This is a genomic window from Azospirillum sp. P4_B5 (assembly GCF_056402275.1).
The window spans coordinates 41,318-66,632 of sequence record NZ_JBFUHT010000026.1 but is presented as its reverse complement, the minus strand read 5'-3'; the positions used below and the strand labels follow the sequence as shown (position 1 = coordinate 66,632).

Annotated in this window: 25 protein-coding genes; 13 read left to right on the top strand and 12 right to left on the bottom strand. The window is 67.9% G+C overall.

The genetic code is table 11. The annotated features are described in order from the left end of the window. Positions 1 to 123: 123 nt before the first annotated feature. The 4 genes from AC1DVI_RS20000 to AC1DVI_RS19985 all read right to left on the bottom strand — a co-directional run bounded on the left by AC1DVI_RS20000 (position 124) and on the right by AC1DVI_RS19985 (position 2,574). A complete protein-coding gene (locus AC1DVI_RS20000) occupies positions 124 to 297 on the bottom strand; it encodes a hypothetical protein (protein ID WP_476959470.1) in 174 nt (57 codons plus the stop codon). Positions 298 to 381: 84 nt separating this feature from the next. Continuing rightward, entirely contained in the window at positions 382 to 927 is a 546-nt protein-coding gene (locus AC1DVI_RS19995) for a hypothetical protein (protein WP_476959469.1), read from the bottom strand. Then, positions 924 to 1,496: a hypothetical protein gene (locus tag AC1DVI_RS19990; protein ID WP_476959468.1), complete on the bottom strand. Its 573-nt coding sequence runs from the start codon at positions 1,494 to 1,496 to the stop codon at positions 924 to 926. The genes AC1DVI_RS19995 and AC1DVI_RS19990 overlap by 4 nt, the downstream gene beginning before the upstream one ends. A 19-nt stretch (positions 1,497 to 1,515) precedes the next feature. Next, positions 1,516 to 2,574, bottom strand: coding sequence for a hypothetical protein (locus AC1DVI_RS19985; protein WP_476959467.1), 1,059 nt, complete (start codon positions 2,572 to 2,574; stop codon positions 1,516 to 1,518). A 228-nt stretch (positions 2,575 to 2,802) separates the two neighbouring features. On the opposite strand from AC1DVI_RS19985, the gene AC1DVI_RS19980 reads away from it, so the two are divergent. The 4 genes from AC1DVI_RS19980 (at position 2,803) to AC1DVI_RS19965 (ending at position 6,770) form a co-directional block, all read left to right on the top strand. Then, positions 2,803 to 4,578 carry an ATP-binding response regulator gene (locus tag AC1DVI_RS19980; RefSeq protein WP_476959466.1) on the top strand — a complete coding sequence of 592 codons (1,776 nt, stop codon included), beginning with the start codon at positions 2,803 to 2,805 and terminating at the stop codon, positions 4,576 to 4,578. Between the two features lie 157 nt (positions 4,579 to 4,735). Continuing rightward, positions 4,736 to 5,299: a SiaB family protein kinase gene (locus AC1DVI_RS19975; protein ID WP_464877762.1), complete on the top strand. Its 564-nt coding sequence runs from the start codon at positions 4,736 to 4,738 to the stop codon at positions 5,297 to 5,299. 26 nt (positions 5,300 to 5,325) lie between these two features. Continuing rightward, entirely contained in the window at positions 5,326 to 5,724 is a 399-nt protein-coding gene (locus tag AC1DVI_RS19970) for a DUF1987 domain-containing protein (protein WP_174440297.1), read from the top strand. After that, positions 5,721 to 6,770, top strand: coding sequence for a sensor histidine kinase (locus AC1DVI_RS19965; protein ID WP_476959465.1), 1,050 nt, complete (start codon positions 5,721 to 5,723; stop codon positions 6,768 to 6,770). The genes AC1DVI_RS19970 and AC1DVI_RS19965 overlap by 4 nt, the downstream gene beginning before the upstream one ends. A 22-nt stretch (positions 6,771 to 6,792) precedes the next feature. Here the strand turns inward: AC1DVI_RS19965 and AC1DVI_RS19960 are convergent, their stop codons facing one another. The 6 genes from AC1DVI_RS19960 to AC1DVI_RS19935 form a co-directional block, all read right to left on the bottom strand. Next, on the bottom strand, positions 6,793 to 7,524 hold the full coding sequence (locus AC1DVI_RS19960) for a response regulator transcription factor (RefSeq protein ID WP_149163384.1): 732 nt from the start codon (positions 7,522 to 7,524) through the stop codon (positions 6,793 to 6,795). 137 nt (positions 7,525 to 7,661) lie between these two features. Continuing rightward, positions 7,662 to 9,236, bottom strand: coding sequence for a SpoIIE family protein phosphatase (locus AC1DVI_RS19955; protein WP_476959464.1), 1,575 nt, complete (start codon positions 9,234 to 9,236; stop codon positions 7,662 to 7,664). Beyond that, positions 9,233 to 10,030, bottom strand: a complete 798-nt coding sequence (locus AC1DVI_RS19950) for a substrate-binding periplasmic protein (RefSeq protein ID WP_476959463.1) — start codon at positions 10,028 to 10,030, stop codon at positions 9,233 to 9,235. Before AC1DVI_RS19950 ends, AC1DVI_RS19955 begins: the two co-directional genes overlap by 4 nt. A 111-nt stretch (positions 10,031 to 10,141) precedes the next feature. Continuing rightward, positions 10,142 to 11,932: an ATP-dependent zinc metalloprotease FtsH gene (gene ftsH / locus AC1DVI_RS19945; RefSeq protein ID WP_476959462.1), complete on the bottom strand. Its 1,791-nt coding sequence runs from the start codon at positions 11,930 to 11,932 to the stop codon at positions 10,142 to 10,144. Between the two features lie 137 nt (positions 11,933 to 12,069). Next, positions 12,070 to 13,020 carry a DnaJ C-terminal domain-containing protein gene (locus AC1DVI_RS19940; RefSeq protein ID WP_476959461.1) on the bottom strand — a complete coding sequence of 317 codons (951 nt, stop codon included), beginning with the start codon at positions 13,018 to 13,020 and terminating at the stop codon, positions 12,070 to 12,072. Between the two features lie 48 nt (positions 13,021 to 13,068). Then, a complete protein-coding gene (locus AC1DVI_RS19935) occupies positions 13,069 to 13,524 on the bottom strand; it encodes an RT0821/Lpp0805 family surface protein (protein WP_476959460.1) in 456 nt (151 codons plus the stop codon). A gap of 181 nt (positions 13,525 to 13,705) precedes the next feature. On the opposite strand from AC1DVI_RS19935, the gene pdxH reads away from it, so the two are divergent. The 9 genes from pdxH to AC1DVI_RS19890 all read left to right on the top strand — a co-directional run bounded on the left by pdxH (position 13,706) and on the right by AC1DVI_RS19890 (position 23,520). After that, entirely contained in the window at positions 13,706 to 14,317 is a 612-nt protein-coding gene (gene pdxH / locus AC1DVI_RS19930) for a pyridoxamine 5'-phosphate oxidase (RefSeq protein WP_476959459.1), read from the top strand. A gap of 34 nt (positions 14,318 to 14,351) precedes the next feature. Then, positions 14,352 to 15,287, top strand: a complete 936-nt coding sequence (locus tag AC1DVI_RS19925; RefSeq protein WP_476959458.1) for a cation diffusion facilitator family transporter — start codon at positions 14,352 to 14,354, stop codon at positions 15,285 to 15,287. Between the two features lie 162 nt (positions 15,288 to 15,449). Continuing rightward, positions 15,450 to 16,841 carry a methyl-accepting chemotaxis protein gene (locus tag AC1DVI_RS19920; RefSeq protein WP_149163392.1) on the top strand — a complete coding sequence of 464 codons (1,392 nt, stop codon included), beginning with the start codon at positions 15,450 to 15,452 and terminating at the stop codon, positions 16,839 to 16,841. 202 nt (positions 16,842 to 17,043) lie between these two features. Beyond that, positions 17,044 to 18,078 carry a methyl-accepting chemotaxis protein gene (locus tag AC1DVI_RS19915; RefSeq protein WP_476959457.1) on the top strand — a complete coding sequence of 345 codons (1,035 nt, stop codon included), beginning with the start codon at positions 17,044 to 17,046 and terminating at the stop codon, positions 18,076 to 18,078. Positions 18,079 to 18,177: 99 nt separating this feature from the next. Beyond that, complete coding sequence (locus tag AC1DVI_RS19910) at positions 18,178 to 18,411, top strand: hypothetical protein (RefSeq protein ID WP_149163394.1); 234 nt, start codon at positions 18,178 to 18,180, stop codon at positions 18,409 to 18,411. Between the two features lie 172 nt (positions 18,412 to 18,583). After that, on the top strand, positions 18,584 to 19,408 hold the full coding sequence (locus AC1DVI_RS19905) for an MBL fold metallo-hydrolase (protein WP_149163395.1): 825 nt from the start codon (positions 18,584 to 18,586) through the stop codon (positions 19,406 to 19,408). A gap of 82 nt (positions 19,409 to 19,490) precedes the next feature. Next, a complete protein-coding gene (locus tag AC1DVI_RS19900; RefSeq protein WP_476959456.1) occupies positions 19,491 to 20,762 on the top strand; it encodes an SLC13 family permease in 1,272 nt (423 codons plus the stop codon). A 147-nt stretch (positions 20,763 to 20,909) separates the two neighbouring features. Then, positions 20,910 to 21,926: a glycosyltransferase gene (locus AC1DVI_RS19895; protein WP_476959455.1), complete on the top strand. Its 1,017-nt coding sequence runs from the start codon at positions 20,910 to 20,912 to the stop codon at positions 21,924 to 21,926. A 10-nt stretch (positions 21,927 to 21,936) separates the two neighbouring features. Then, a complete protein-coding gene (locus AC1DVI_RS19890) occupies positions 21,937 to 23,520 on the top strand; it encodes a hypothetical protein (protein WP_476959454.1) in 1,584 nt (527 codons plus the stop codon). A gap of 123 nt (positions 23,521 to 23,643) precedes the next feature. Here the strand turns inward: AC1DVI_RS19890 and AC1DVI_RS19885 are convergent, their stop codons facing one another. Beyond that, positions 23,644 to 24,795, bottom strand: coding sequence for a CobW family GTP-binding protein (locus tag AC1DVI_RS19885; protein ID WP_476959453.1), 1,152 nt, complete (start codon positions 24,793 to 24,795; stop codon positions 23,644 to 23,646). Continuing rightward, positions 24,792 to 25,298, bottom strand: coding sequence for a Fur family transcriptional regulator (locus AC1DVI_RS19880; RefSeq protein ID WP_476959452.1), 507 nt, complete (start codon positions 25,296 to 25,298; stop codon positions 24,792 to 24,794). The genes AC1DVI_RS19885 and AC1DVI_RS19880 overlap by 4 nt, the downstream gene beginning before the upstream one ends. Positions 25,299 to 25,315: the final 17 nt, after the last annotated feature.

Sequence of the window (25,315 nt, the reverse complement as noted above, 5' to 3'; positions counted from 1 at the left end):
CCCCGCCGAACTCCCCACGCCCGACTCGGTGGTGCCATGGTCGGGTGTGCCATGGTCGGGTGTGCCGTGGTGAGGTCGTCCTCACGGGAGGGCGACCGGGATATAGGGATGCGGGTGGCCCGGTCAAGCCCCGTCCCAGCGGTGGCCGCTGTCGGTCTCGCACAGCATGGCGACCTCGCGGCGGGGGCAGCGGCGGTCGTCCAGTGGCAGGACCGTGAAGGCGGGCGCGAGGCGCTCGCGGGGGGCCGGCTGCGACGGGGAAGGGGGCTGAGTGTTCGGTGCGGTGCGGCGGGTCATGGCGGTCACCAGGGTGGGAGGGTCGTTCGCTCCACTCTAACCATGGTGTTCTCCCCACGCTGTGGCGGGGCTCACAGGGCGGGTTCAGGCCCGTTTGCGCTCCGCCGCGTCCTTGGGCAGAAACAGGCGGCAGGTCAGGACCGGCCCGATCTCGTAGCCGTTGACGCGCGGAAAGCGCTGGGCGACGCGGTCCAGCGCCTCCTTCTGGTTGGCGGCGACGACCAGATAGGCCCGTCCGTCACGCCAGGAGGCGGCCATGGCGCCGCTGGTGAAGAGCGCATCCGGAGCGCGGCGCACCGCCACCTCCCAAATGGTTCCGGGGCGGGCCTCCAGCCGGTCGAAGACGTGGAAGAGTTCCATCGGCGCCTGCTGGACCGCGTCGAGCTGCCGTTCCAGCAGTTCGGCCTGCCGCTTCGACTCGGTCAGCGTCTCCTCCAGACCGCCCAGCTTTCCGCGGGTCGTCTCCAGCGTCTTCCGGGCCTCCTGGACGCGCTGCTCCATGGCCCGGATCTCCTTGTCGGCGGTGGTCAGTTCGTTGCGCGCCGCGCGGACGCGGCGTTCTCCCATCCGGTTCACCAGCACGCTGGCCGCCAGGAGCAGCAGCGACGCGTAGAGGATGATCGCCGTCATGGGGGGACCGGCCGCGCGCCGTCGTTGGCCCCGTTTCCGGCCGGGATCAGCGGAATCGTCTCGGGCCGCGAGGACAGGACGCCGTTGCGCGTGCTGAAAGCGCGCTGAAGCATCGCGGCCGCGGCGTCCGGTGTGTCGGCCCAGACGCGAGCGATGTTCCGGCGCTCCCAGATCACCCGCGCGAACAGCATGCGCCGAGGGTCGAGGCGGGCGAAATCCGGGACGGTGCGCAACTCGCTCTCATAGCGCTGGGCGCCGCTCTGCGCGTCGCCGATCTCGTGCACCAGGGCAATCTTGGACGCTTTCACCGACGCGATCAGGCCGGTCAGGCGCCCGCGCTCGGCGGTCAACCGGTCGATGGACTCCTGCCGGGACGCGCTTTCGGCCTGGGCATCCTCGATCTGCCGGCCGAGGGTGGCGAGGTCGGCGGCCAGGACCTCCAGCTTCCGCCGCGCCAGCGCCTTGCGGCTGCTGGTGGCGGTCAGGCGGGACGCCTCATAGACGATGGCAAGGCCGAGGGCGCCGACGCACAGCACCAGCACGGCGAAGGCGAAGGTGTCCATGTTCATCGTGTCACCTTCCGAACCATCAGCGTCCGCCCATTCCGCCGGCCGTGCCCATCACCCCGGACAGGGCATTCTCGGAACGCCGCGCGGCCTCGAACAGGTGCAGGCCGCGGTCGAATCCCCGTGCCGGACCGCTGCCGAGCGGAGACGCGTCCGTGACGCCGTCGGCCGTTTCCTCCGTGTGCGCCGTCAGCCAGGCGGCGGCGGCATCGACCAGCGGCAGGGGCAACAGCGCCCGAAGCGCCGCACCCAGCAGGGGGTCGCGGTGTGTGTAAAGTCCGGCCACCGCGAAGAGGGCCATCGCCTCCGGCGGGACGCTGCCGTCGGTCATCGCGCCGCGCACGCAGGCCAGCAGCTCGTCGATCTCCATGTCCGGTGCCCGCCCTCCCAGGGCTCGCCACCCGTCCGACAGGCGCAGCGCGGAGGCCAAAGTGTCCACGTCCGTGCCGTCCAAGGGGCGGAGTGCCGCGACCCCGCCGGGAATCGCCAGGGTGCTGGCGGCACGCATGCGATGCGTGTTGACCTCCTCCAGGAACAGGGCGAGCGCGCCGGGGTCGGTGCGCAACGCGTCCAGGACGGCCAGCGACCGCTCCCGCAAGGTTTCGGCCCAGTCGACCATCTCCGGCGAGGCAAGGGCCCGGTCCAGGACGCCGTCGGCCAGCCGGTTCTCCAGGCGGGTCTCCACGGTGACCGGCAGGGCGTCCATGCGCCGCGACAGGGCCGGCCACCAACCGGCGGTGTCGATGACGCGAATGCAGCCGGGCAACGGGTCCGCGATGGACAGCAGGGCCGGATCGCGCAGCATCACCGGCTCCAGCCAGCGCGCCCACAGTCGGCGTGTGTGCGCCCGGCGCCGGCTGGACAGCAGGCCGAGAAGCAGGGCGCGCATGGGCTGGCTGGCTGACCGCTCCGCGGTCCGCGACGAACCGGAACTCTGCTCGAAGCATGACAGGATTCGGCGGAACACCGCGTACCGTCCGACAGACGCGCCGTTCGTGTTCGAACCGTTCACTTCCATGCCGTCCAGATCCCCAGCATTGAGGTTCCCGCCCTTGAGGTCCATGCCCAGATCCATGTCCATACGCGGGCCCACTCCCTCGTTTTCGGAGAGTATAAAAGATTAAGGTAATACTTGGGTATTCATCAAAGGGCAGAATCGGCGCCAATTCGCGCTAGATGGCTCTAAAACATCGCGTTTTGTGACAATTTGATACGGCTCTGGACGGCCGGGCTTAGGTCTCGTACCGCTTTGGTGCCTTTCTGGCCGGTGATGCGGAACCATTAGGGTAGGTCGTGCGTGGAGGAGGCCATGGGCCAGGATAGGGACGAAGGTCTGGACGACGAGCCGCTGTTCGGCCCCGACGACGGGTTTGCCGACGACTCCGCGGCCAACGCCCGACCAGCGGATCCCTGGCCCGTGCTGGTGGTCGACGACGATCCCCAGGTTCATACCATGACCGAGGTGCTGCTGCGCGACTTCGAGTTCGAAGGCCGCCCGTTCGAAGTGGTCAGCGCCCTGTCCGCCGCGGCCGCCCGGTCGCTGCTTCTGACGCGCCCGGACATTCCGGTGGCGCTTCTCGACGTGGTGATGGAAACCGATGACGCCGGCCTGCGTCTTGTCCGCTTCATCCGCGAGGATCTCAACAACCGCCGCATGCGCATCATCCTGCGTACCGGCCAGCCTGGGCAGGCGCCGGAGCGGGACGTGGTCGTCGCCTACGACATCAACGACTACAAGGCCAAGAGCGAACTCACCGCCCAGCGTCTGTTCACCACGCTGGTCAGCGGACTGCGGGCGTGGCGCGACATCGTGACCATCGAGCGGCACCGCCAGGGGCTGGAGCGCATCCTCACCGCCTCCGCACCGCTGTTCGAAACCCGGTCCATGCGCACGCTGGTGGAAGAGTTGGTGGACCAGCTCAGCAAGGTCGTGGACAACAGCGGCGGCGCCGTTCTGGCCTGTCGCATGGTGGACCGCGGCGACGGCAAGACGCGGGCCACGGTGGTCGCCGGCTCCAGCCGCTTCGCGCGTTTCGTCGGACGACCCGCCTCCGACGCGCTGGAACCCGACCTGACCGCCCAGGTGATCGCCGCCTTCGAGACGCAGCAGAGCAATTACGGCTCGGCCCGCTGCATCCTCGCCTTCCGCACGCGGGAGCATGGGACGACGGTCTTCGCCCTGGAGCGGAGCGAGCCCTATCGCGAGGACGACCACCGGCTGCTGGAGCTGTTTTGCGCCCGCGTCATCATCGGGTTCGACAATGTGTGCCTCTATGAGGATCTGGTCGCGCTGAACCAGTCGCTGGAACGGCGTGTTGGCGAGCGAACGGCCGAACTGGCCGCCAACCAGGCCGCTCTGGTCGCCGCCAAGGAGCGGGTGGAGCGTGCGCTGGAAGCGGAGCTGGTCGCCCGCGAGCAGCAGCGCCAGTTCGTCACCATGGTCAGCCACGAGTTCCGCACCCCGTTGGCCATCATCGACAGCGCCGCCCAGATGTTGACCCTGCGGGCGGAGCGGGAGACCCCGGACTCGCTGGAACGGCTGCGCGTCATCCGCAGCAGCGTGCAGCGCCTGACCGGACTGATCGACACGCATCTGACCGACGAGAGGCTGCAGGGCGGAACGCTGAAGGTGCAGCGGGCGGAGGTTGATCTGCCGGCGCTGCTGCGTTCGGTGACCGAACCCTTCCGCACCGCCTACGCCGGTTGCGACTTCCGGCTTGAGCTTGACCATCTGCCGCCGGTGGTGATGGCCGACGGGCATCTGTTGGGAATGCTCTTCAACAACCTGCTGAACAACGCCTTCAAATATTCGGACGGTGATTGCCGCGTCACCGTGCGCGGGCGCACCGAAGGCTGCGTGGCGGTGGTGGAGGTGGCCGACCAGGGCCGCGGCATCCCGCAGAACGAGTTGCCTCTGCTGTTCGAGCGGCATTACCGGGGGGCCGGTTCCGCGGGCGTGCCGGGGACGGGAATCGGTCTGCACACGGTGCGGCAGATCATCCTGTTGCATGGTGGATCGATCACCGCGGAAAGCACGGTCGGGCAGGGCAGCGTCTTCCGCGTCCGCCTTCCCGTGAAAGGCTGATTCCGCATCACCGACCCGCCGGTGTGTGCCGTGATAATCCTTCCAGCGCCGCCGACGGAAATGTAACGTGTCCATAACAAGGCCGGCGCGATCTCAGGACGCGGTCCGGAACATTCAGACGCAACAGACGGCCTCGTCGCACTCCAACGGAAGAACCGTGGACTCCACCATGCTCGCTCAGCAATATGCCGGGATCAAACGGGACCTTGACGAGAAGGGCATCATCTTCTCGTTCAGTGGCTATCTGTCCGAGGGGATACTCTATTCCCTGGGAGAGGCGTTGCGCGAAAAGATGACGTTGGAAGACACCGACGGCCCGACGGTCCGCCGGGTCTTTGCCGTCTTCGTCGAGCAGATGCAGAACATCATCCGCTACTCCGCCGAAAAGGTGACCGGCGCGCGCGAGAAGCCGGTGGAACTCAGCGCCGGCATGGTCACCATCGGCATGGAAGGCGGGAAGGTCTTCATCGTCTGCGGCAACACCGTGTACAACGTCGATGTGCCGCGTCTGCGCGAACGGCTGGAATATCTGAAGGGCTTGGACAAGGACGCGATCAAGACCTATTACCGGGAGCAACTGCGCGAAACTCCAGAAGAGGGCGCGCGGGGCGCCAACATCGGACTGATCGAGATCGCACGCCGCGCCAGCGAACCCATCGAGTATGATTTCCTCGAAATGGACGAAGGCAAAAGCTTCTTCTGCCTCAAGGCTCGGATCTGAGAGCGGCTGTGGACATCCGGACGACCATGGAATCCCTGAAATTGCCGGCGACAGGCCGGACGCCCGAGGTCGATTTCGACTTCGCCCAAGGCGTGCTCCGTCTCAGCGGCGAGTCCTATCCCGACGACGTGGCGACCTTCTTCGGGCCGATCTTCGCAGCGCTCCGCGCCTTCCTGGCCGAGGCGGGCGGTCATCCCATCCGGTTCGACATGGAGCTTCTGTACTTCAACAGCTCCAGCGCGAAGGCCCTGATGAACATCTTCCAGATGCTGGAGACGGCGGCCAGCGAAGGGCGCAGCATCTCCGTCACCTGGTGTTACGAGGAGAACGACGATTCGATGCAGGAGTTGGGCGAAGACTTCTCCGAGGATCTGCATCACGTCGCCTTTACCCTGAAGCAGATTCCCGCAGACGGGGCGTCATGACCTTCAACCTCTTCGCCGCCGAGGAGCAGGCCATCGAGCAGGCCCGCCTTCTGGGGGAGAGGCTGGGCGCTGCCGCGCCCGAACTGCGCGCCGAGTTCGAGGCGCTGGTGGAGGCGTTCCAGCGCAGCACGCGCGAGCAGCGGCGGCTGGTCCGGGTCAGCGACCGGTTGCAGGCGCAGCTCGGCTCCGCCAACCAGGAGTTGGAGCGCCGCCGGCAGGAGGCGGAAACCGCGCTGGCCGACCTGCGCGAGGCGCAGGAGGCGATGGTTCGCGCCGAGAAGCTGGCGTCCCTGGGCGCCCTGGTGGCCGGCGTGGCCCACGAGATCAACACGCCCGTGGGCATCGCCGTGTCTTGCGCGTCGCATCTGTCCGACGCCACCGCAAGGCTGCGCGGGCGTGTCCAGTCGGGGGATCTGAGCAAGGCGGATTTTACCCGCTACGTCGCCACCGCCACGGACACGACGGCGCTGATCCTGACCAATTGCGAGCGGGCGGCCAAGCTGATCGCCAGCTTCAAGCAGGTGGCGGTGGACCGCGCCAGCGCCGAGCGGCGGGTCGTGCATCTCAACCGCTACATCCAGGAAACCCTGGTCAGCTTGGAACCGAAGCTCCGCCAGGGCAAGCACACCATCGCCGTGTCCTGCCCCGACGGGCTGGTGGTGGACAGCTATCCGGGCGCCTTGTCGCAGATCCTGACCAATTTCGTGATGAACTCCGTCACCCACGCCTTCGTCGACGCGCAGGGTGCGGACCGGCAGGGCGGCTCCCTGTCGATCGCCGTGGATGAACCGGAATCCGGCACCGTGCGGCTGGTCTACACCGACGACGGCCGGGGCATTCCGCCGGACCATCTGCCGCGGATCTTCGATCCGTTCTTCACCACCCGCCGCGGCGAGGGGGGCAGCGGGCTTGGCCTGCACATCGTGCACAACCTGGCGGTCGGCGCGCTGAAGGGGTCGATTTCCGTGGACAGCGCGCCGGGGCAGGGAACGCGCTTCGTCCTGACCTTCCCGAAGGACAGGCCCCCCGACGACGCATCCGTCTGAGCGGCGTCAGTTCACCCGCAATTCAGATCACCCGGACGGGGGCGGAGAAGACGTAGCCCACGCCGTGGACCGACTTGACCGGGGCGGTTTCGCCGATCGCGTTCTCGACCTTGTGGCGCAGGCGCCCGACCACCGTGTCAATGGAGCGGTCATCCGGGTTCCAGCGGCGGTTGTAGAGCGCCACGGAGATCTGGTCGCGAGTCGCGGGCTGGCGAGCCTGACCGGCCAGCAGGGAAACCAGCTTCATCTCCATGCTCGTCAGGCTGACGCGCACGCCCGCCGGGCTGGTCAGCGCCCAGGCCGTGGCATCCAGAATCCAGTTGCCCTCGTCCGTCGCGGGCTGGTTGGAAGCCTGCGAGGCCGGCACGGTGGTGGTGGCGCCGCTCGTCTCCAGACGGCGGAGCAGGGCCTTGGCCTGGGCTTCCAATTCGCGCATTTCGACGGGCTTCACCAGATAGGCGTCGGCGCCCAGTTCCAGCCCGACCACCCGGTCGACGGTGGAGCCGCGGGCGGTCACCATGATGATTCCGATGGCGGGATTTTCGCGCAGCCGCGTGGCGATCTTGAATCCGTCCTCCCCCGGAAGATTGACGTCCAGAACAACCAAGGACACCGGGCGTGACGCGATCAGTTCGTCCAGTTCGCGCCCACTTTTCGCTCCGACCGCATCGAAGCCGCAACTGCGCAGGTATTCGATCATGTCACGTCGCAGAGACGCCTCGTCCTCGACGACAACGATCGTAACGGCCGCCATCCCCTCTGCTCCCCCGTTACCGGTGCTTATTGTTCATAGGGCCGGCGCGGAAACTATATGAATCCGAATGGTAGGTCGAGCGACTTCCGCCCGCGACGGTCCCTTGCTGCACCATTACGCAATCCTCACAAGGGTAGTTACGCGATTTCCCACAGTGTGTTCCGTGTCGGGGCCGCGGGATCGCCGGCCAGCCGGACGCGGAAACCGATCATGGTGATGTCGTCGCGCTGCGGCCGGTCGCCCTGGAATCCGGACAGGCTGGCCTCGATGCGCTCCCTCTGCCGGTCGAGCGGCAGCGCGCTGCACTCCTCGACCACGCCGTGCAGCCGGCGCTTGCCGAAACTCCGCCCGCGCTCCCCACCGCACTGGTCGGTCAACCCGTCGGTGCAGATGTAGAAGGTCTGGTCGGGCTGCAGCGCTAGGCTGTGGTTCGTGAAGGCCGGGGTGGGGCCGGACGCCCGGTAGCCCAGGCTGCGGCGGTCGGCGCGGATTTCGGTCAATCCGTCGGGTCCGGCGATGGCCAGGGGCAGGCGGGCGCCGGCATAAACGAGCCGCCGTTGCCCCGGCTGGACGTAGCACAGCGCCAGATCCAGCCCGTTGTCGAAGCCGCCCTCCCAGCTTGCCGCGTCGCCGTCCTGGTGCAGCGCCGCCCGCACCTTGTCGTCCACCGTGGCGAGCAGCGCGGCGGGGTCGGCGGCGCCCATGCCGTCCACCACGTTGTTCAGCACGGCGCTGGCCGTCATCGTCATGAAGGCGCCGGGGACCCCGTGGCCCGTGCAGTCGGCCACACCGATCAGGAAGCCGTCCTCGACCTCGCGGTAGTAGTAGAAGTCGCCGCTGACCACGTCGCGCGGGCGCCACAGGACGAAGTGCTGGGCCAGCCCGCTGTCCAGGACCTCCGGCTTCGGCAGGATGGAGGACTGGATCAACTGCGCGTAGTTGATGCTGTCCATGATGCGGCGGTTGATGTCGGCCAGCGCCTCCGTCCGCTCCTGAACGCGGGATTCCAGGGTCTGGGTGTAGTCCTGGACCGTCTCGGCCATGCGGTTGAAGGTCTTGGTCAGGACGCCGATCTCGTCCTCCCGCTCGGTGGCGAGGCGGGCGCCGTAATCGCCGCGGGATACCGCCTGGGTCGCCTGGGTCAGCCGCCGCAACGGGCGGAGCACGACGCGGTTCAGCATGACGCTGATGATGGCGATGGCGGTGACCAGGGACAGCAGAAGCAGCCCGACCACCGGCAGCAGCGCGTCCAGCGTGTTGCGGTGGATCTCCTCCGTCGAATAGTGCAGGCGCAGCGTTCCCACCTGCCGGGTCACCCCGTCGCGCCCGCGCAGATCGATGACTTTCTCGACGGTGGTGGAGTCGGCGGAGGTTCTTGGGTTGCCGGACACCGCCATCGGCTCGCTGTGCCCCGGCTCGAAGACGGAGACGGCGAGAATGGCTGGGTCTCGCTCGCGCAGCGAATCGATGATGTTGCGGACGGCGCGGTCGTCGATTTCCCAGATCGGGTTGGCCAGCGCGTCCGTCTGCATGGCGGCGACCAACTGCGCCCGCTTGGTCAGCGCCGAGAACTGCTGGCGCTCCACCACATTGGCCGACACGGCCACCGCGATCACCCCCACGGCGGCGGCGGTGACCAGGATGACGCTGCCGATGCGGGTGAGCAGCGAACGGTCGCGCCGTCCAACGGCAAGGGAGCGCAGTTCGGTCACGGAGCGATTCCCTGCCGCATCCACAGCGCCGGAAGAGCGCCGCTGCGCTCCAACCGGTCGAGCGTTCCGTTGACCCAGTCGATGCCGAGCGGGCCGTCGCGGCGGACCAGGATGGTGTGCTCGTAGATCTGGTCGGTGCGGTCGGACACCAGGAGTTGCGGCGCCATGTCGGGGTTGGCCTTCAGGAATTGCGCCAGAAAGGAGCGTGTGACGATGGCCAGCGCGGCGCGCCCGGCGGCAACGCTGCGCACGTTGCCCTCATGCGTGACGGTCAGGCGGGTGTTGAAGCGCTTTTCGAGGACCTCCGGGTCGGCGGTCATGCCGGCGAAGGCGTAATGGTAGCCGAGCCGTCCCAGGATCGTCTTGTCGTCCAGCCGGTCGAAATAGCTCTGGTCAACGCCGGGACCGGCCTTGGCGACGAACACCTCCGCATCGTGAAGGAACACTCGAGAGGCATCCACGGGGCGCCCCTTCCAGCCCCAGGCGAGGCTTTCGAAGGCGATCATGTCGAAGCGGCCCCGCTCCATGTCCTCGTAGCGCCGCTGGGGAGAGGTGCGGACCAGCTCGAATCGGAAGTCGCTCTGCTCCGTGTTCAGAAGGTCGAGCAGGGACTGCGTGACACCGCCGCCGGCTTCGGTGACATAGGGCGGGAACTCGTACGCGCCGACCTTGACGGTCACCGGCGCAGCCGTGGAGGCCGCGGTTGCCGCAAGGCCGAACGACGGCAGGCCGCTCGCCGTCACTCCGGCGAGCGCCAAGGCCAGTACCGTCCGGCGGGCAACCGAGTTTGCCATCTTCAGCCCCGATGCTGATCGCACGGCTGTGCGAAAAATCTACGGCATTTTACCAATGTATGCGCGTATGCAGCAATGTTTGTCGTTGAATGCGAACGAGAAATTTCGCCATCAGGCTGCCTCCGTTTCCCGTTCTTCCTCGGCCAACGCGCCGATCTCCTCGCCGCTCAGCGTCTCGCGTTCCAGCAGGGAGGCGGTGATCCGCTCCAGCGCGGCGCGGTCGGCGGCCAGGATGCGCCGGGCGCGCTCCATCCCCTCGTCGGTGATGCGGCGGACCTCCTCGTCGATGCGCCAGGCGGTGCGTTCCGAGCGGACGACGGCGGGATCGTTGCCGGCGTGGGCGACATAGCCGATGGCGTCGCTCATGCCCCAGGCGGTGACCATGCGGCGGGCGAGGTCGGTGGCGGCGCGGAAATCGGCCTCCGCACCGGTGGTGACGGCGTCCGGGCCGAAGACCAGATCCTCCGCCGCGCGCCCCGCCATGGCGACGGCGATGTCGGCGAGCAGCTTGGCGCGCGACACCGACACGCGATCGCCCTCCGGCAGCCGCACCACCATGCCCAGCGCGCGGCCGCGCGGGATGATCGTGGCCTTGTGGATTGGGTCGGCCTCCGGGCAGCGGATGGACACCAGCGCGTGACCGGCCTCATGATAGGCGGTCAGGCGCCGCTCATGGCTGGAGAGGGCGAGGCTGCGCCGCTCGTTGCCCATCAGGACGCGGTCCTTCGCCGCCTCGAAGTCGGCCATGCCGACGATGACGCGGCCGTTGCGCGCGGCGGACAGGGCGGCCTCGTTGGTCAGGTTGGCCAGCTCGGCGCCGGAGAAGCCGGGCGTGCCCCGCGCCACCGTGCGGACGCAGACGTCGGGGGCGAGGTGCAGCCGGCCGGTGTGGACGCCCAGGATGGCCTCGCGCCCGGCCACGTCGGGCAGCGCGACATGGATGTGGCGGTCGAAGCGGCCCGGCCGGGTCACGGCGGGGTCCAGCATCTCCGCGCGGTTGGTCGCGGCGATCACCACCACCTCGCCGCCGCCCACGCCGCCGTTCACGATGCCGTCCATCTCGACCAGGAGTTGGTTCAGCGTCTGCTCCCGCTCCGAATGGGAGTTGGATTCGCCGCGCTTGCCGGCCAAGGCGTCGACCTCGTCGATGAACAGCAGGCAGGGGGCGGCGGCCCGCGCCGTCTTGAAGACGCTACGCACCCGCGCGGCACCCAGCCCGACGAACATTTCGACGAAGTCGGAACCGGAGACGGTGAAGAAGGGCACGCCGGCCTCGCCCGCCGCGGCCTTGGCCAGCATGGTCTTGCCGGTGCCCGGCGGGCCGACCAGCAGGATGCCCTTGGGCACGCGGGCGCCGGCCATGGCGAAGCGGCGCGGGTCGCGCAGGAACTCGACGGTCTCGCGAAGCTCGTCCTTCGCCTCGTCCACCCCGGCCACATCGGCGAAGACGGTGCCGGTGTCGCGCGGGCGGACACGGGTGGCCCGGCTGCCGCCGAGGAACTGCCCGCCGCTGAGCAGCAGCGCGCCGATCAGCAGGCCGATCACCAGGAAGGGCGCCAGCTTCTCCAAAACCGAGACGGTGCCGGAGACCAGCCCACCGGCCTCCTCTTCGAAGGCGATGGCGATCTTGCGCCCGCGCAGTTCCTTCAGCAGGTCGTCGGTGACCGGAACGACGACGCGCAGCCGCTGGCCGTCCGGCGTCACGGCGTGCGCCCCGTCGCCGCGGAAGGTGACCGAGGCGATGTCCCCCCGTTCGGCCGCCGCCACCAAGTCGCTGTAGGTCGCGACCTCCTCGGCGCCGTCCCGCGCGTAGTCGGTCCAGGCCGCGAAGGCGAACCAGCCAAGCAGAAGCGCAGCAACAACGGCGGCGGCGATCAGATACTTTTTCGGGATCGGCGGCATGGCGTCCTACGAAGGCGGTGAAAACCGTTTCCGGCACATCATCGTCATTGATGAAGGCGCCACCGCCCCACATCAACCGCATTCGGTCCAGGACTTTTCTTTGACCTAAAAGTGACGAGAGGGTTAACGGCCTGGAGTCACTCCAGGCCGGCCTTCTTGCGCACGTCGTAGCTGCGCGTCCTGGACCATTCCTCCATGAACTTCACCAGCTCCGCGTCAGGCGGGTCGGGGAGGACGACCTTCAGCTTCACATACTGGTCGCCGGCCTGCTTGGTCGTCTGGTTCATGACGCCCTTGCCGCGCAGCCGCAGGGTGGAGCCGGTGTTGGCCCCCGGCTGGATCTTCAGCGCGACCGGACCGCTGACGGTGGGCACGCGGATGGTGGCGCCGAGAACCGCTTCGTTCAGGGTGATCGGCACCTCGACATGGATGTCGGAGCCCTGACGGGTGAAGAAGGGGTGCGCCTCGACATGGACCTCGACGATGGCGTCGCCCGCCCCGAAGCCGCCCGCGCCGGGAAGCCCCTGGCCCTTCAACCGCAGCTTCGCCTGATCTTCCGTCCCCGGCGGAACGGCGACGTCGATGCTCTTGCCGTTGGACAGGCTGATGCGCCGCTTGGTGCCCTGGGCCGCCTCGACGAAGGGCACGGAGACCGAATAGTTGATGTCGCTGCCCCGCGAGCGGGAGCCGCTGCCGGAGGCGCCGCCGGCAGCGCCGCCGCCCGCCCCGCCACGCTTGCGCCCGCCGCTGAACAAGTCCGAGAACCAGTCCTCGCCGCCGAAGAAGGAATCGTCACCGGCACCGCTGTAGGCGCGGCTGCGCCCGGCGTTGGCGCGGGAGCGGCCACCGAAGCCATGGTGCCGCTCCTGGCCGGAGGCGTCGATCTCGCCGCGGTCGAAACGGGCGCGCTTGTCGGAATCCGACAGCAGCGTGTAGGCCGCCGAGATTTCCTTGAAGCGTTCCTCGTTCGCGGCGTTGCCGGGCTTCAGGTCGGGGTGGAACTCCTTGGCGAGCTTGCGGTACGCCTTCTTGATGTCGTCGGCGCTCGCGGAGCGGGGGAGGCCGAGGATTTGATAAGGGTCACGCATGCTTTCCACGGACAGAGTTATTCCACCCCGAAGCCCGGGGATAAGGCGTTACGAATTGGCGACGATCTTCCACGTACCGTCGGCCTGTTTGCAAGCGGTTCCGTAGGCCAATTCGGTCTGGCTCCTTGTGGTTACCGTTTGATGGAACTCCCGGCAATACTGACCGGCGTTGTTGTAGCCTTCGCGCGTCGTGGTCAGCGAGCCGTAATGGCCCGTCGCCGGGTTGGTCCAGCCCACCTTGTCGCCGATCGGGGCGGCATAGGCGCGCTTGGCCGCGGTTTCGGCGGCGGCGGCGTCCGACGGCTGGATCGCGGCGCCGCCGATGAAGGCACCCAGCAGCGGGCCGGTGCCCGAGGAGGCGACCTTGCCCGACGCGTTGCCATAGGTCGACGAGATCCGGCCGCCGACGGTCTCCGCGTTCTTGGTGGCTTCCTGCGAGGTGCTGACGCAACCCGCAAGCAGGGCGACCGCCATCGCCGCCGGGACGAGCTTCTTCACGAACATCGATGCTGCCTCGAAAGGTTGGGAGCCGGCATGCCTTGCTTCTGGCGCACCGGTGGACACTCATATATGCGAGGCTATCCTATCTGTGAATTGGGCATATTTGTGAACTGGGAAGACGCCGTGACCGGCGCCGAAACCCAACGTTGAAACTATGGGCCTACGGCCGCGCGACGAGGGGACAATGAGCGAATCCAACGACCGGGACCCGTACGCCCTGTTTCAGGACTGGATGGACGAGGCCACCCGCAGCGAAATCAACGATCCCAACGCCATGGCGCTGGCCACGGCCGACGCGCAGGGGGCGCCGTCGGTGCGCATGGTGCTTCTGAAGGGTGTCGATCCGCGCGGATTCGTCTTCTACACCAACACGGAAAGCCGCAAGGGCGAACAACTCCTGGCCAACGCCAACGCCGCGCTGTGCTTCCACTGGAAGACCCTCAAGCGCCAGGTCCGCGTCGAGGGCGCGGTGGAGCCGGTGTCCGACTCTGAAGCCGACGCCTATTTCGAAAGCCGCCCGCGGGAAAGCCGCATCGGCGCCTGGGCGTCGCAGCAGTCGCGTCCCCTGGAGGGACGGTTCGAGTTGGAGAAGCGGGTCGCCCAGTTCGCCGCCAAGTTCGGCCTGGGCGCCGTTCCCCGCCCGCCGCACTGGACCGGATTCCGCATCCTGCCGCGGCGAATCGAGTTCTGGCAGGACCGTCCCTTCCGCCTGCACGAGCGGACTCTGTACCTGCGCGAGGGCGACCCGGCGGCGCAGGAGACGGCGCGCTGGACGACGGAGCGTCTTTTCCCGTAAAGGACCGGTGTCGTCATCACATAAGAAGACGCTGATGAGCGAAGCGCGTTCGCACCGGCTGCGCCGGTACGCCACCTACGCCAGCGTGTCGGTCTCCCTCACGCTGATTCTGGCGAAGTTGGCGGCCTATCTGGCGACCGACTCGGTCAGCATCCTGTCGTCGCTGATCGATTCCAGCACGGACATGATGGCCTCGGTGGTGACACTGCTGGGGGTGCGGACGGCGCTGCGCCCGCCGGACGAGGCGCACCGCTTCGGCCATGGCAAGGCGGAGGCGCTGGCCGCGCTGGCCCAGGCCGCCTTCATCGGCGGCTCCGCCCTGTTCCTGACCATCGAGGCGGTGCGCCGCCTCGTCACCCCGCAGCCGGTGGGCGAGGGGGCGGTGGGCATCGCCGTGATGCTGCTGTCCATCCTGCTGACCGCCGGCCTGATCACCTTCCAGCGCCATGTGGTGACGGCCACCGGCTCGGTTGCGGTGGGGGCGGACCGGCTGCACTACTCCGGCGACCTGCTGATGAACACCGCGGTCATCCTGGCGATCCTGCTGACCGGATGGACGGGGGTCAACGCCTTCGATCCGCTGTTCGGTCTGGGGATCGCGGCCTTTCTGCTCTACGGCGCCTGCAAGGTCGCGAAGGAAGCCCTGAACGTCCTGATGGACCGGGAACTGCCGGCGGAGGAGCGGGAGCGCATCGCGGCGCTGGTGATGGCGCAGCCGGACGTTGCGGGGATGCACGATTTGAGGACCCGCAGCTCCGGCATCGGCGCCTTCATCGAGCTTCACCTGGAACTCGATCCGACGCTGACGGTCGCCAGGGCGCACGACATCACCGACCGGGTGGAGAACCGCCTGAAGGAAGCCTTCCCTGGTGCCGAGGTCCTGATTCACCAGGAACCTGCCGGATTGCAGGACGAACGGCTGGATCAACGAATCGCCGACGGACGCGTCATCGAGGACGATGCGGACTGACGCTTTCTCCGCCTTCGGTTGCGATCAGGTTGCCAACGCGCAATAATTGAGCATATTGCCCATTGGAATGACCCTTCCTCCGTTGCGCAATTGTAAGGGTTCGGTAATAATTGCATTGGATTTTAGCGCTCTGCGCATTCTTGTGAAACGGATGGCGGGAAAATGGACAGTGCGTTCGGCGGCCGCTCTCATCTGATCGCGGACATTGCCACCGAAGCGGGCAATCTCGGCATCGAGATCGCGGACATCGCGGGCCATGTGGAGGAGGTCAACGGCCGCCTCGGCCATCAGGCCAACGTTTTCGCGCAGTTGCGCGGCACCGGGAACAAGATGTCGGAGAGCACGCAGCGCATCTCCGCCGCCGCCACCGTGGCGCGTTCCGTGACCGAGCAGGCCCGGCAGGAGGTCGAATCCTCCCACGACCGGGTGCAGCGGTCGATGGACGACATCCATGCCCTCGTCGCCGCGGTGGGGGGCATCGAGGGGCAGATCGCCGGCCTTCAGGAGGCGCTCGACCGTGTGGGCCGGGTTGCCAAGGAAATCTTCGTCATCGCCAAGCAGACCAACCTGCTGGCGCTCAACGCGACCATCGAGGCGGCCCGCGCCGGTGAGGCCGGGCGCGGCTTCGCCGTGGTGGCGAACGAGGTGAAGGCCCTGTCCAAGAAGACCAGCGAGGCGACGACGGAGATCGACGCCACGCTGAAATACCTCAACGACCAGGCGCAGCGCCTGATGGCCGAAAGCGCGTCCAGCGCCGGGAAGGCCCGCGCGGTGAGCGAGGGCACCACCGCCATCGGTGCCGTTATCGAAACGGTCGGTCGGGCCATGTCGGAACTGAACGGCGAGACGGACAAGATCGACGCGGCCTCCTCCGAAATCGGTGCCAACTGCGAGGAGCTGCAGCACGAGATCGACGACCTCGCGGTCGGCGTGCAGCTGTCCAGCGACAATCTGGCCCAGGCGCGCGACCGCGTGAACACGCTGGTCGGGATGAGCGAGCGGCTGATCGGCATCACCGCCGAGCTGGACGTGGAGACGGTGGACACGCCCTTCATCCGGCTGGTTTGCGACGCCGCGTCGCGCATCTCCGCCGATTTCGAGGATGCGATGTCGCGTGGCGAGGTTCGCGAAGGCGACCTGTTCGACAGCAATTACCAGCCCATCCCCGGCTCCAACCCGCAGCAGCACATGACCCGTTTCACGGAGTTCTGTGACCGCATGCTGCCGAGGGTGCTCGATTCGCTGCTGGGGCAAAGCGAACGCATCGTCTTTTGCGTGGCGGTCGATTCCAACGGCTACCTGCCGACCCACAACCGCAGGTTCAGCCAGCCGCAGGGGGCCGACCCGACATGGAACGCGGCCAACTGCCGCAACCGCCGCATCTTCAACGACCGTGTCGGTCTGGCCGCCGGGCGCAGCACGAAGCCGTTCCTGCTTCAGACCTACCGGCGCGACATGGGGGGTGGCCAGTACGCCCTGATGAAGGACGTGTCCGCTCCGATCACCGTGCGCGGACGCCATTGGGGTGGCCTGCGTCTGGCCTACAAGGTCTGACCCGGGGCCGGGGATCTGCATACCGGGGGATGACATTGCGCCGCAGGGGGCGGCGCTGTTCCGGTCGGCATTCTGTGTTGCGGATTTGTGATTGCGTCGATTCAATGCGGTTCGGGTGGGTTGCGGATGATTGAGTGAGCCGATGAATGGCTGGTCGGTCATCCTTGGGGGTCGTCACCGATAATCCTTGGAGGTGATGTTCATGCCCGAGCGTATCGTGGCGTTGTCGCGCGCCGTGTCCGACCTTGCCACGCGCAAGATGGACGAGATCCAGGCCGTTACGAACACGACCAAGATTCTGGCGCTCAACGCCCTGATCGAGGCGATGCGTGCCGGGGAGGCCGGCCGCGGATTCGCCGTGGTGGCCCAGGAGGTGAAGGCCATCTCGGAGCGGATCACCGGCATCGGCGGGGAGCTGCGTGCCCAGATGGCGGTGCAGACCGACGAGTTGAACACGCTCGGCAATCGCCTGGTCTCGCAATTGCGCGGCGGGCGTCTCGCCGATCTGGCGCTCAACATGATCGACATCATGGATCGCAATTTGTACGAGCGGTCCTGCGATGTGCGGTGGTGGGCCACCGACAGCGCCGTGGTGGATTGCGCCGCCGATCCGTCCGAGGCCAACCGGCGCCACGCGGCGCAGCGGCTGGGCGTCATCCTGGGCGCCTACACGGTCTATCTCGACCTCTGGGTCGTCGATGCCAAGGGCGTGGTTCTGGCGACCGGACGGCCCGACCGCTACCGCCGCCCCTTGGGCGGTTCGGTCGCGTCCGAATCCTGGTTCCGCGAGGCGATGGCGACCCGCAGCGGCACCGATTTCGCGGTGGCCGACATCGGCGCCAACGATCTGCTGGACCGTGCGACGGTCGCGACCTACGCCACGGCCATCCGGGCCGGCGGTGAGGAGGACGGCCCCGTCATCGGCGTGCTGGGCGTCTTCTTCGACTGGCAGAGTCAATCCCAGGGCGTGGTCGGCTCCGTCCGCCTGACCGACGAGGAACGCTCCCGGACCCGCTGCCTTCTGGTGGACAGCCGTCACCGCGTGATTGCCGCCTCCGACCGCAGGGGTGTCCTGACGGAAAGTTTCCCCTTGCGCACCGGCGGCCATGGGCACGGCAGCTATTCCGACGATCAGGGGCGCGTGGTCGGTTTCGCCGTGACGCCGGGCTATGAAACCTACAAGGGACTCGGCTGGTTTGGAGTGATCGTCCAGGATTCGGCCAGCTCTTGCAAATAGGCGTATCGGATTGCAGCAATTCGAATCTTTTGGGGGTGCTGTCTGAAATGTTGGCGAAACACCGCTGTGGTGCAGTTGAGCCACGGAAAGGTGTTTCGCATGCAGGCTCTCGGGCAAATCGTGATCGTACCGGAACAGGAAGACGACCTCGTCGCGGAGGCGATCCGCGACGTGCGTGTGGCGGACGTCATCGATCAGGCCACGAAGGACCGGCTGGTGGATGGACTGACCGTTCTGAAAGCCGGGCTGGACTGTCCCGACACGGGTTGCACCGGATGCTTCCATCGCCGGTCCTGCGAACGCTTCATCGAAGGCATCCTATGGACCAGTTGACCCAGGGTCACCGACTTGGTCCAATCCGGAAGGGGACGGGCTCCCTCTTTGGAACCGGCGGGGCTGTGACGGTCGTCACCGCGTAAACCGAAAACCATGCTAAAATGCCGTTTTAACGGTCCACGTCCGCGATTTGGTGCGGTGGTCCGGAGATCGGTGTCTCGAGGTCGGCATGGGCTTTTCGGTGACCTTCTGGGGGGTTCGGGGCACGGTCCCTTGCCCGCTGCCGTCCCATATGGGCTTCGGCGGCAACACGAGTTGCGTGGAGGTCCAAGCGGGCGGCCAGCGCATCGTCATCGACGCCGGCACCGGCATCCGCATGCTCGGAAAGCGCCTGTTGAAGGAGGGCGCCGCCGAGGCGACCCTGCTGATGAGCCACACCCACCTCGACCACATCTGCGGCTTTCCCTTCTTCGTTCCAGCCTATACCAAGGGCTTCCATCTGCGCATCGTCTCCGGCCACCTGAAGGGCAACCCGGGCATCGAAGCGACCATGGCGCGGCAGATGGAGCGTCCCCTGTTTCCGGTGCCGATGCGCACCATGGGAAGCAACATCGTCTTCGACGAGATCACGGCGGGCGACCGTTTCGCACTGGGCGAGGGGGTGCAGGTCCGCACGGCGCTGCTGAACCATCCGGACGGCGCCACCGGCTACCGCATCGAGCATCTCGGCAAATCCTTCGCCTATGTGACCGACACGGAGCATGTTCCCGGCCATCCCGACCGCAACATCCTCGACCTGATCGACGGCGCCGACCTCGTGCTCTACGACAGCACCTACACCGACGAGGAGTGGCAGAATCGCATCGGCTGGGGCCACTCCACCTGGACCGAGGGCGTCCGATTGGCGCAGGCGGCGGGGGTCAAGCAACTGGTCCTGTTCCACCACGACCCCGACCATGACGACGCCGCCATGACCGCCATCGAGGCGGCGGCCCAGGCGGTCTTCCCGGACTGCTTCGCCGCGCGGGAAGGGATGACGGTCACGCTGGCCTGACCTCGGCGTTGCGCCTATGGCCTGAACCTGGGCCGGGCCGTTATAGAGGGGCTTTCTCCACCCCGCAGCGAACCCCCCATCCATGCCCATTTCCTTTCTGGCCGTCCCGCCCATGATGCTGACGGTCGTCACGCTGTTCGTCGTCACCTATGTCGGCATGGCGCTGGGGCGGTTCCCCGGCCTGCGCATCGACCGCACGGGTATCGCCCTGGTCGCGGCGATCTTGTTGCTCGCCATCGGGGCGTTGGAATCGGGGCAGGTGACGGAAGCGATCGACTTCCCGACCTTGTTCATCCTGTTCGGGCTGATGGTGCTGTCCGCCCAGTACGCGGCCAGCGGCTTCTACGACTGGTGCGCCCTGCGGGTGGCGCAGGCGGCGCGTTCCCCGGCGCGGCTGCTGGCGGTGACGGTGGCGGTGAGCGGCGGCCTGTCGGCGATCCTCGCCAACGACGTGGTGGTCTTCGCCATGACGCCGATGCTCTGCGTCGGGCTGCTGGCCCGCCGGCTGGACCCGCGGCCCTACCTGATCGGTCTGGCCGGCGCGGCGAACGCCGGGTCGGCGGCGACGGTGATCGGCAACCCGCAGAACATCCTGATCGGCCAGATGGGCCATCTGGACTTCTGGCGCTTCCTGGCGGTGTGCGGGGTGCCGGCGCTGGTCGGCCTCGTGGTGGTGTATCTCGTGGTGTGGCTCGCCTGGCGGGGCCGCTTCGGCGAGCCGGACGATGGCGCGGCCGGGCAGGGCGGGGCGGAGCCGGTGACGCTCGACCGGGCGCAGCTCGGCAAGGCGGTGGTGGCCACCCTGGTGCTGCTCGGCCTGTTCACCACCGACCTGCCGCACGAGATCGGCGTGCTGCTGGTCGCCGGGGCGATGCTGATCAGCCGGCGGCTGGCCTCGCGCGGGATGCTGGGCATGGTGGACTGGCATCTGCTGGTCCTCTTCGCTGCCCTGTTCGCCATCAACCACGCGCTGAAGCTGACCGGCCTGCCCGCCGAGTTCGTGTCGGGGCTGGAGGCCGCCGGCTGGCTGCCCGACCGGCTGGCGGTGATGACGCCGCTCGCCCTGGCGGCCAGCAACAGCATCGGCAATGTGCCGGCGGTGATCCTGCTGCTCGCCGCTTGGCCGTCGCCGCCGGAGGGGGCGCTCTACGGGCTGGCGATCCTGTCCACGCTGGCCGGCAACCTGCTGATCCCTGGCAGCCTCGCCAACATCATCGTGGTCGAGCGGGCGGCGGCCTCCGGCGTCCGGCTCGGCTTTGTGGAGCACGCCCGTTGCGGCATCCCGATGACCCTTTTGTCGATGGGGTTCGCCGTTTTGTGGTTGTGGGGCACCGGCTGGATGCGTCTGAGCTGATTTTTCTCCTTATGGGCTATGCGAATGGTGCCGCCCCTCTCCGTCCGGGGCATTGCCCTCTCGTTGCAAAGCAAAAAACTTGGGGAGGCCTTGAGGCACGGACGCCCAAGCATTGATGCCCAAGCTCAGACGAAGGACGGAAACCGCATGTCAGAAGCCCAGACGCCCCGGACGCCGGACACCGGAGCCGAGGAACGGCCTCGGGAAACGCCCTGGGAGACGCCGGTCGTCGCGGTGGTGGTCACCCACAACCGTCTGGCCCTGCTGAAGACCTGTCTGGCGGCCATCCATGGGCAGGAGCCGCGGCCCGACCGCATCGTCGTGGTGGACAACGGCTCCAGCGACGGCACAGCGGAATGGCTGGCCGAACAGCGGGCGGCGGTGCCGGAGCTTCTGGTGGTCCGGCAGGCCAACATCGGCTCCGCCGGCGCCTATCACACCGCCTTCGCAACGGCGCTGGAACTGGGCGCCCGCTGGATCTGGAGCACCGACGACGACGGCATCCCGGCGCCCGGCGCGCTGGCCGAGCTGCTGCGCCAGGGCGAGCGGCACGACCTCGACCTCGTCGGGCCGACCGTGGTCGCGGCGGAGGACCGCGGCGATCTGGCCTTCACCATGCAGGGCTTCACCAAGGCCGACGCCTTCGCCGCGGCGGCGCAGGACGGCATCGTGCCGGGCGCCATCGCGCTGTTCAACGGGACGCTGCTGCGCCGCCGCGTGTTCGAGCGGATCGGCAACATCAAGCGCGAGATGTTCATCTGGGGCGACGAGTGGGAGTTCACGTTGCGCGCCCGCCGGGCCGGGCTGCGCGACGGTACGGCGGTGCACGCCCTGCACGTCCACCCACGCAACCGCCGCACCCAGCGCCCGCTGGCCGGCGGCTTTCTCGGAACCATCGAGGAGATGCCGGAGAACCGTGCCCCCTATTTCTTCCGCAACATGGGCTACATCCACGCCACCTACGAGCGCAAGTCGATCGCCCGCATGATGGTCAAGTACACGCTCTACTACCTGCTGCACCGGCGCGCCGACGTGAAGGGGCTGAGCGACTTCTGGACCCATTACCGGGCCGGCCTGCACAACCGCTATCCGCAGGACCTGCAGGCGTCCCCCACGGCCGCCGCCCCCGCCGCTCCGCCCCCGTCCGTCCCGAAAAGCGTTTGAGGGGGGCCGCATGTTCAGGGACTTCACCCTCGACGGGCGGGCGGCGTCGCGCGCCGAATCCGTCTATGTCTGGCCCGCCGCCTTGCTGATCCTGGTGGCGGCCTCGGTCCCCGTCTGGATGTTCGAGATTCCGGCTCTGGGCGACTACGTCAACCACGTCACCCGCATGTACGCCCTGGCCCATCTCGACCAGGACCCGGCGCTGGCGCAGTTCTACATGGTGCGCTGGGCGATCATCCCCAATCTGGTGATGGACATCGTCGTGCCGCCGCTGGCCAAGTTGATCGGGGTGCACACGGCGAGCCGGCTGTTCGTCACCGCCAGCTATCTGGTGCTGGTCACCGGGTCCATCGCGCTCTACCGCGCGGTGTGGGGGCGGGTGGAACTGGGGCCGCTGGCCGCTGGGCTGTTCCTCTACACGCTGTCCACCTACATGGGCCTGTTCAACTACCTGTTCGGGCTGGGGCTGGCGCTGTGGGGCATCGCCGGCTGGATCGTGATGCGGGAGCGGGCGCCCTGGCAGCGTGGCCTGGCCTCGCTGGGCGTCGTGCTGCTGCTGTTCATCTCGCACCTGTTCGCGCTCGGGCTCTACGGGCTGACGCTGCTGTCCTTCGAGGGCTGGCGCCTGTGGCGGAGCGGCGGCTGGCGCGCGCCGCGGCGGGCGCTTCCGGACGCGCTGGCCTTCGGGCTGCCCTTCCTGGTCGTGCCGCCGCTGCTGCTGATGAGCCCGTCGTCGGGATTCGCCGACGCGGTGCTGTGGGTCGGCACGGCGAAGCTGATGGGATTCGACTTCCTGTTCGGCGGCTACGCCGACACGGTCGGCTACGTGACGGGCATCGCCGTCGGGCTGGGCATCGCCTGGGGGCTGTGGAGCGGGGCGCTGCGGCTGCATCCGGTTGGCGCCATCACCATCGCGCTGGGGCTGGTGGTCTATGCGGCGATGCCGCTGGTCCTCTTCGGCTCCTGGTTCGCCGACAGCCGCCTGCCCATCGGCATCGCCTTCGTCGCGCTGGGTTTCGTGCGCTGGGAGCTGGCGACCTCGGCCCTGCGGGCGGGATTCCTCGCGGTGGTGGTCGCTCTGTCGCTGCTGCGCAGCGCCGACGCCGGGGTGGGGCTGGCCAGGGTGGACCCGCTGCTGGAGGAGGTGCGCCAGTCCCTGCAGCGGATCGAGCCGGGCAGCACGGTGCTCGCCACCTACGCCGACGAGACTCTGCACAAGTCGATCTTCCGCGCCACCCAGTTCACCGACGACCGCGCCCTGTCCTTCGGACTGCACCACGCGCCGGTGCTGGCGCTGATGGAGCGCTCCAGCCTCGTGCCCATCGCCTTCACCCATCCGGGCAAGCAGGTGCTGCTGCTGAAGCCGGACTATGCCGACCTGGATGGTGATTTCACCTACATGCCGCGCATCGGCTACGTCGCCGACGCGGTGCGCCAGCCGGGTCTGCGCGACAACCATTACTGGGCCGACTGGCCACGGCGCTTCGGCTACGTCTATGTGCTGTTCAGCGAGCCGGGCCGCGCCAATCCGGTGCCGGAGCATCTGACGCTGGTGCAGGAAGGGCGGTACTTCCAGCTTTACAAGGTGAAGTGAGGCGGGCGGTCGCCCCCACCCTAACCCTCCCCCGCTTTGCAGGGGAGGGGACTGCCGCCGCTTCCCAGAAGGCACCCTCCCCTGCAAAGCGGGGGAGGGCCGGGGTGGGGGCAAGGAGTGCCCTCAGGCCGCCCCTTCCGCGCCGCGGACAAACTGGTCGAACATCGGCTGGATCACCGCCTCGCCGATGTCGCGGGTGATGAAGACGATCTTGGAGCGGTGATCCTCGCCGGGCCATTCCTGAAGTTGGACCGGCGGGTGGAACATGTGCTGCACGCCGTGGACGACGACCGGCAGCGGGCTTTCCTTCACGTTCAGCAACCCCTTGATGCGCAGAAGGTTCTCCCCGCCGGTGGCGATCAGGGCCTCCATGAAGTCGACGAAGTTGTTCCACGGGATCGGCTCGTCCACCACCATGCAGAAGGCGCGGATGTGGTCGTCGTGCCGGTTGGCATCGTGGTGGTGATGGTCGTGTCCGCAGTCGGGGCCGCAGGAGTCGCCATGCCCGTGGTCGTGATGATGGTGGTCATGATCATGGTCATGACCGTGATCATGATGATGGGCCTGCTCGTCGCGGTACGCCTCTTCCCGGAGCCAGCGCGCCACGTCGGGGCTCTTGGTGTCGGGGTTGTAGAGGCCGGCGTCGAACAACTGCTTCGGGTCCACCTCGCCGAAGGCGGCGGGGATCTGCGGGGCCGCCGGGTTGATCGCCGACAGGCGCTGGCACAAGGCGAGCGTCGTGTGGGGCGTGGCGAGGTCGGTCTTGGTCAGCACGATGCGGTCGGCGACGGCGGCCTGCTTCACGCTCTCCGGCTGGCGGTCGAGCTGGTTGGCGCCGTGCACCGCGTCCACCGTGCTGATGACGCCGTCCAGGCGGAAGCGGGCGGCCAGCAGCGGGTCGCTCATCAGCGTGTGGATGATCGGGGCCGGGTCGGCAAGGCCGGTGGTTTCCACCACCACCCGGTCGAACTCCGGGATGTCGCCGCGCACGCGCTTCAGGAACAGGTCGCGCAGCGTGTCGACGAGGTCGCCGCGGATGGTGCAGCACAGGCAGCCGCTGTCCATCAGCACCATGTTCTCCGACGCCTTGGCGACCAGCAGATGGTCCAGCCCGACCTCGCCGAACTCGTTGATGACCACGGCGGTGCGGGCCATGCCGGGATGGTGCAGGAGCCGTTGCAGCAGCGTGGTCTTGCCGCTGCCGAGGAAGCCGGTCAGCACCGAGACGGGCAGGCGGGGCGCCGGCGGGGCGGCGGGGGTGGGTGCGGCGGTCACGGGGTCTTCTCCTGGCAGTCGGTGCATGTGCCGCGCACCTCGACGGTGGGGCGGCTGACCTGGAAACCATGCTCGGCGGCGATGGTGCCGATGGCGGCGCGGATGCGCGGGTCGTCGATCTCCACGGCGTTGCCGCAGGTCTCGCACACCAGGAACTGCCCGGAATGGACGGCCCCCGGCGCCGCGCAGCCGATGTAAGCGTTCAGCGATTCGATGCGGTGGACCAGCCCATGCTCCACCAGGAACTCCAGCGCGCGGTAGACGGTCAACGGGGCGGTGGCCTTGCCCTCGCGCTGGCTGAGGTCTTCCAGGATGGCGTAGGCGCCGCGCGGCTTGTGGCTGTTCCAGACCAGTTCCAGGACCTGCCGGCGGAGCGCGGTCAGCCGCGCGCCGCGCTCCGCGCACAGGGCGTCGGCGCGCGTCAGCGCGTCGGCGATGCAATGCGCGTGATCGTGCCCATGGCGGGAGGCCGGGCCGGCGGTGGGGTTGGGATCGGCGGTCATGGCGTTATCTTATTACA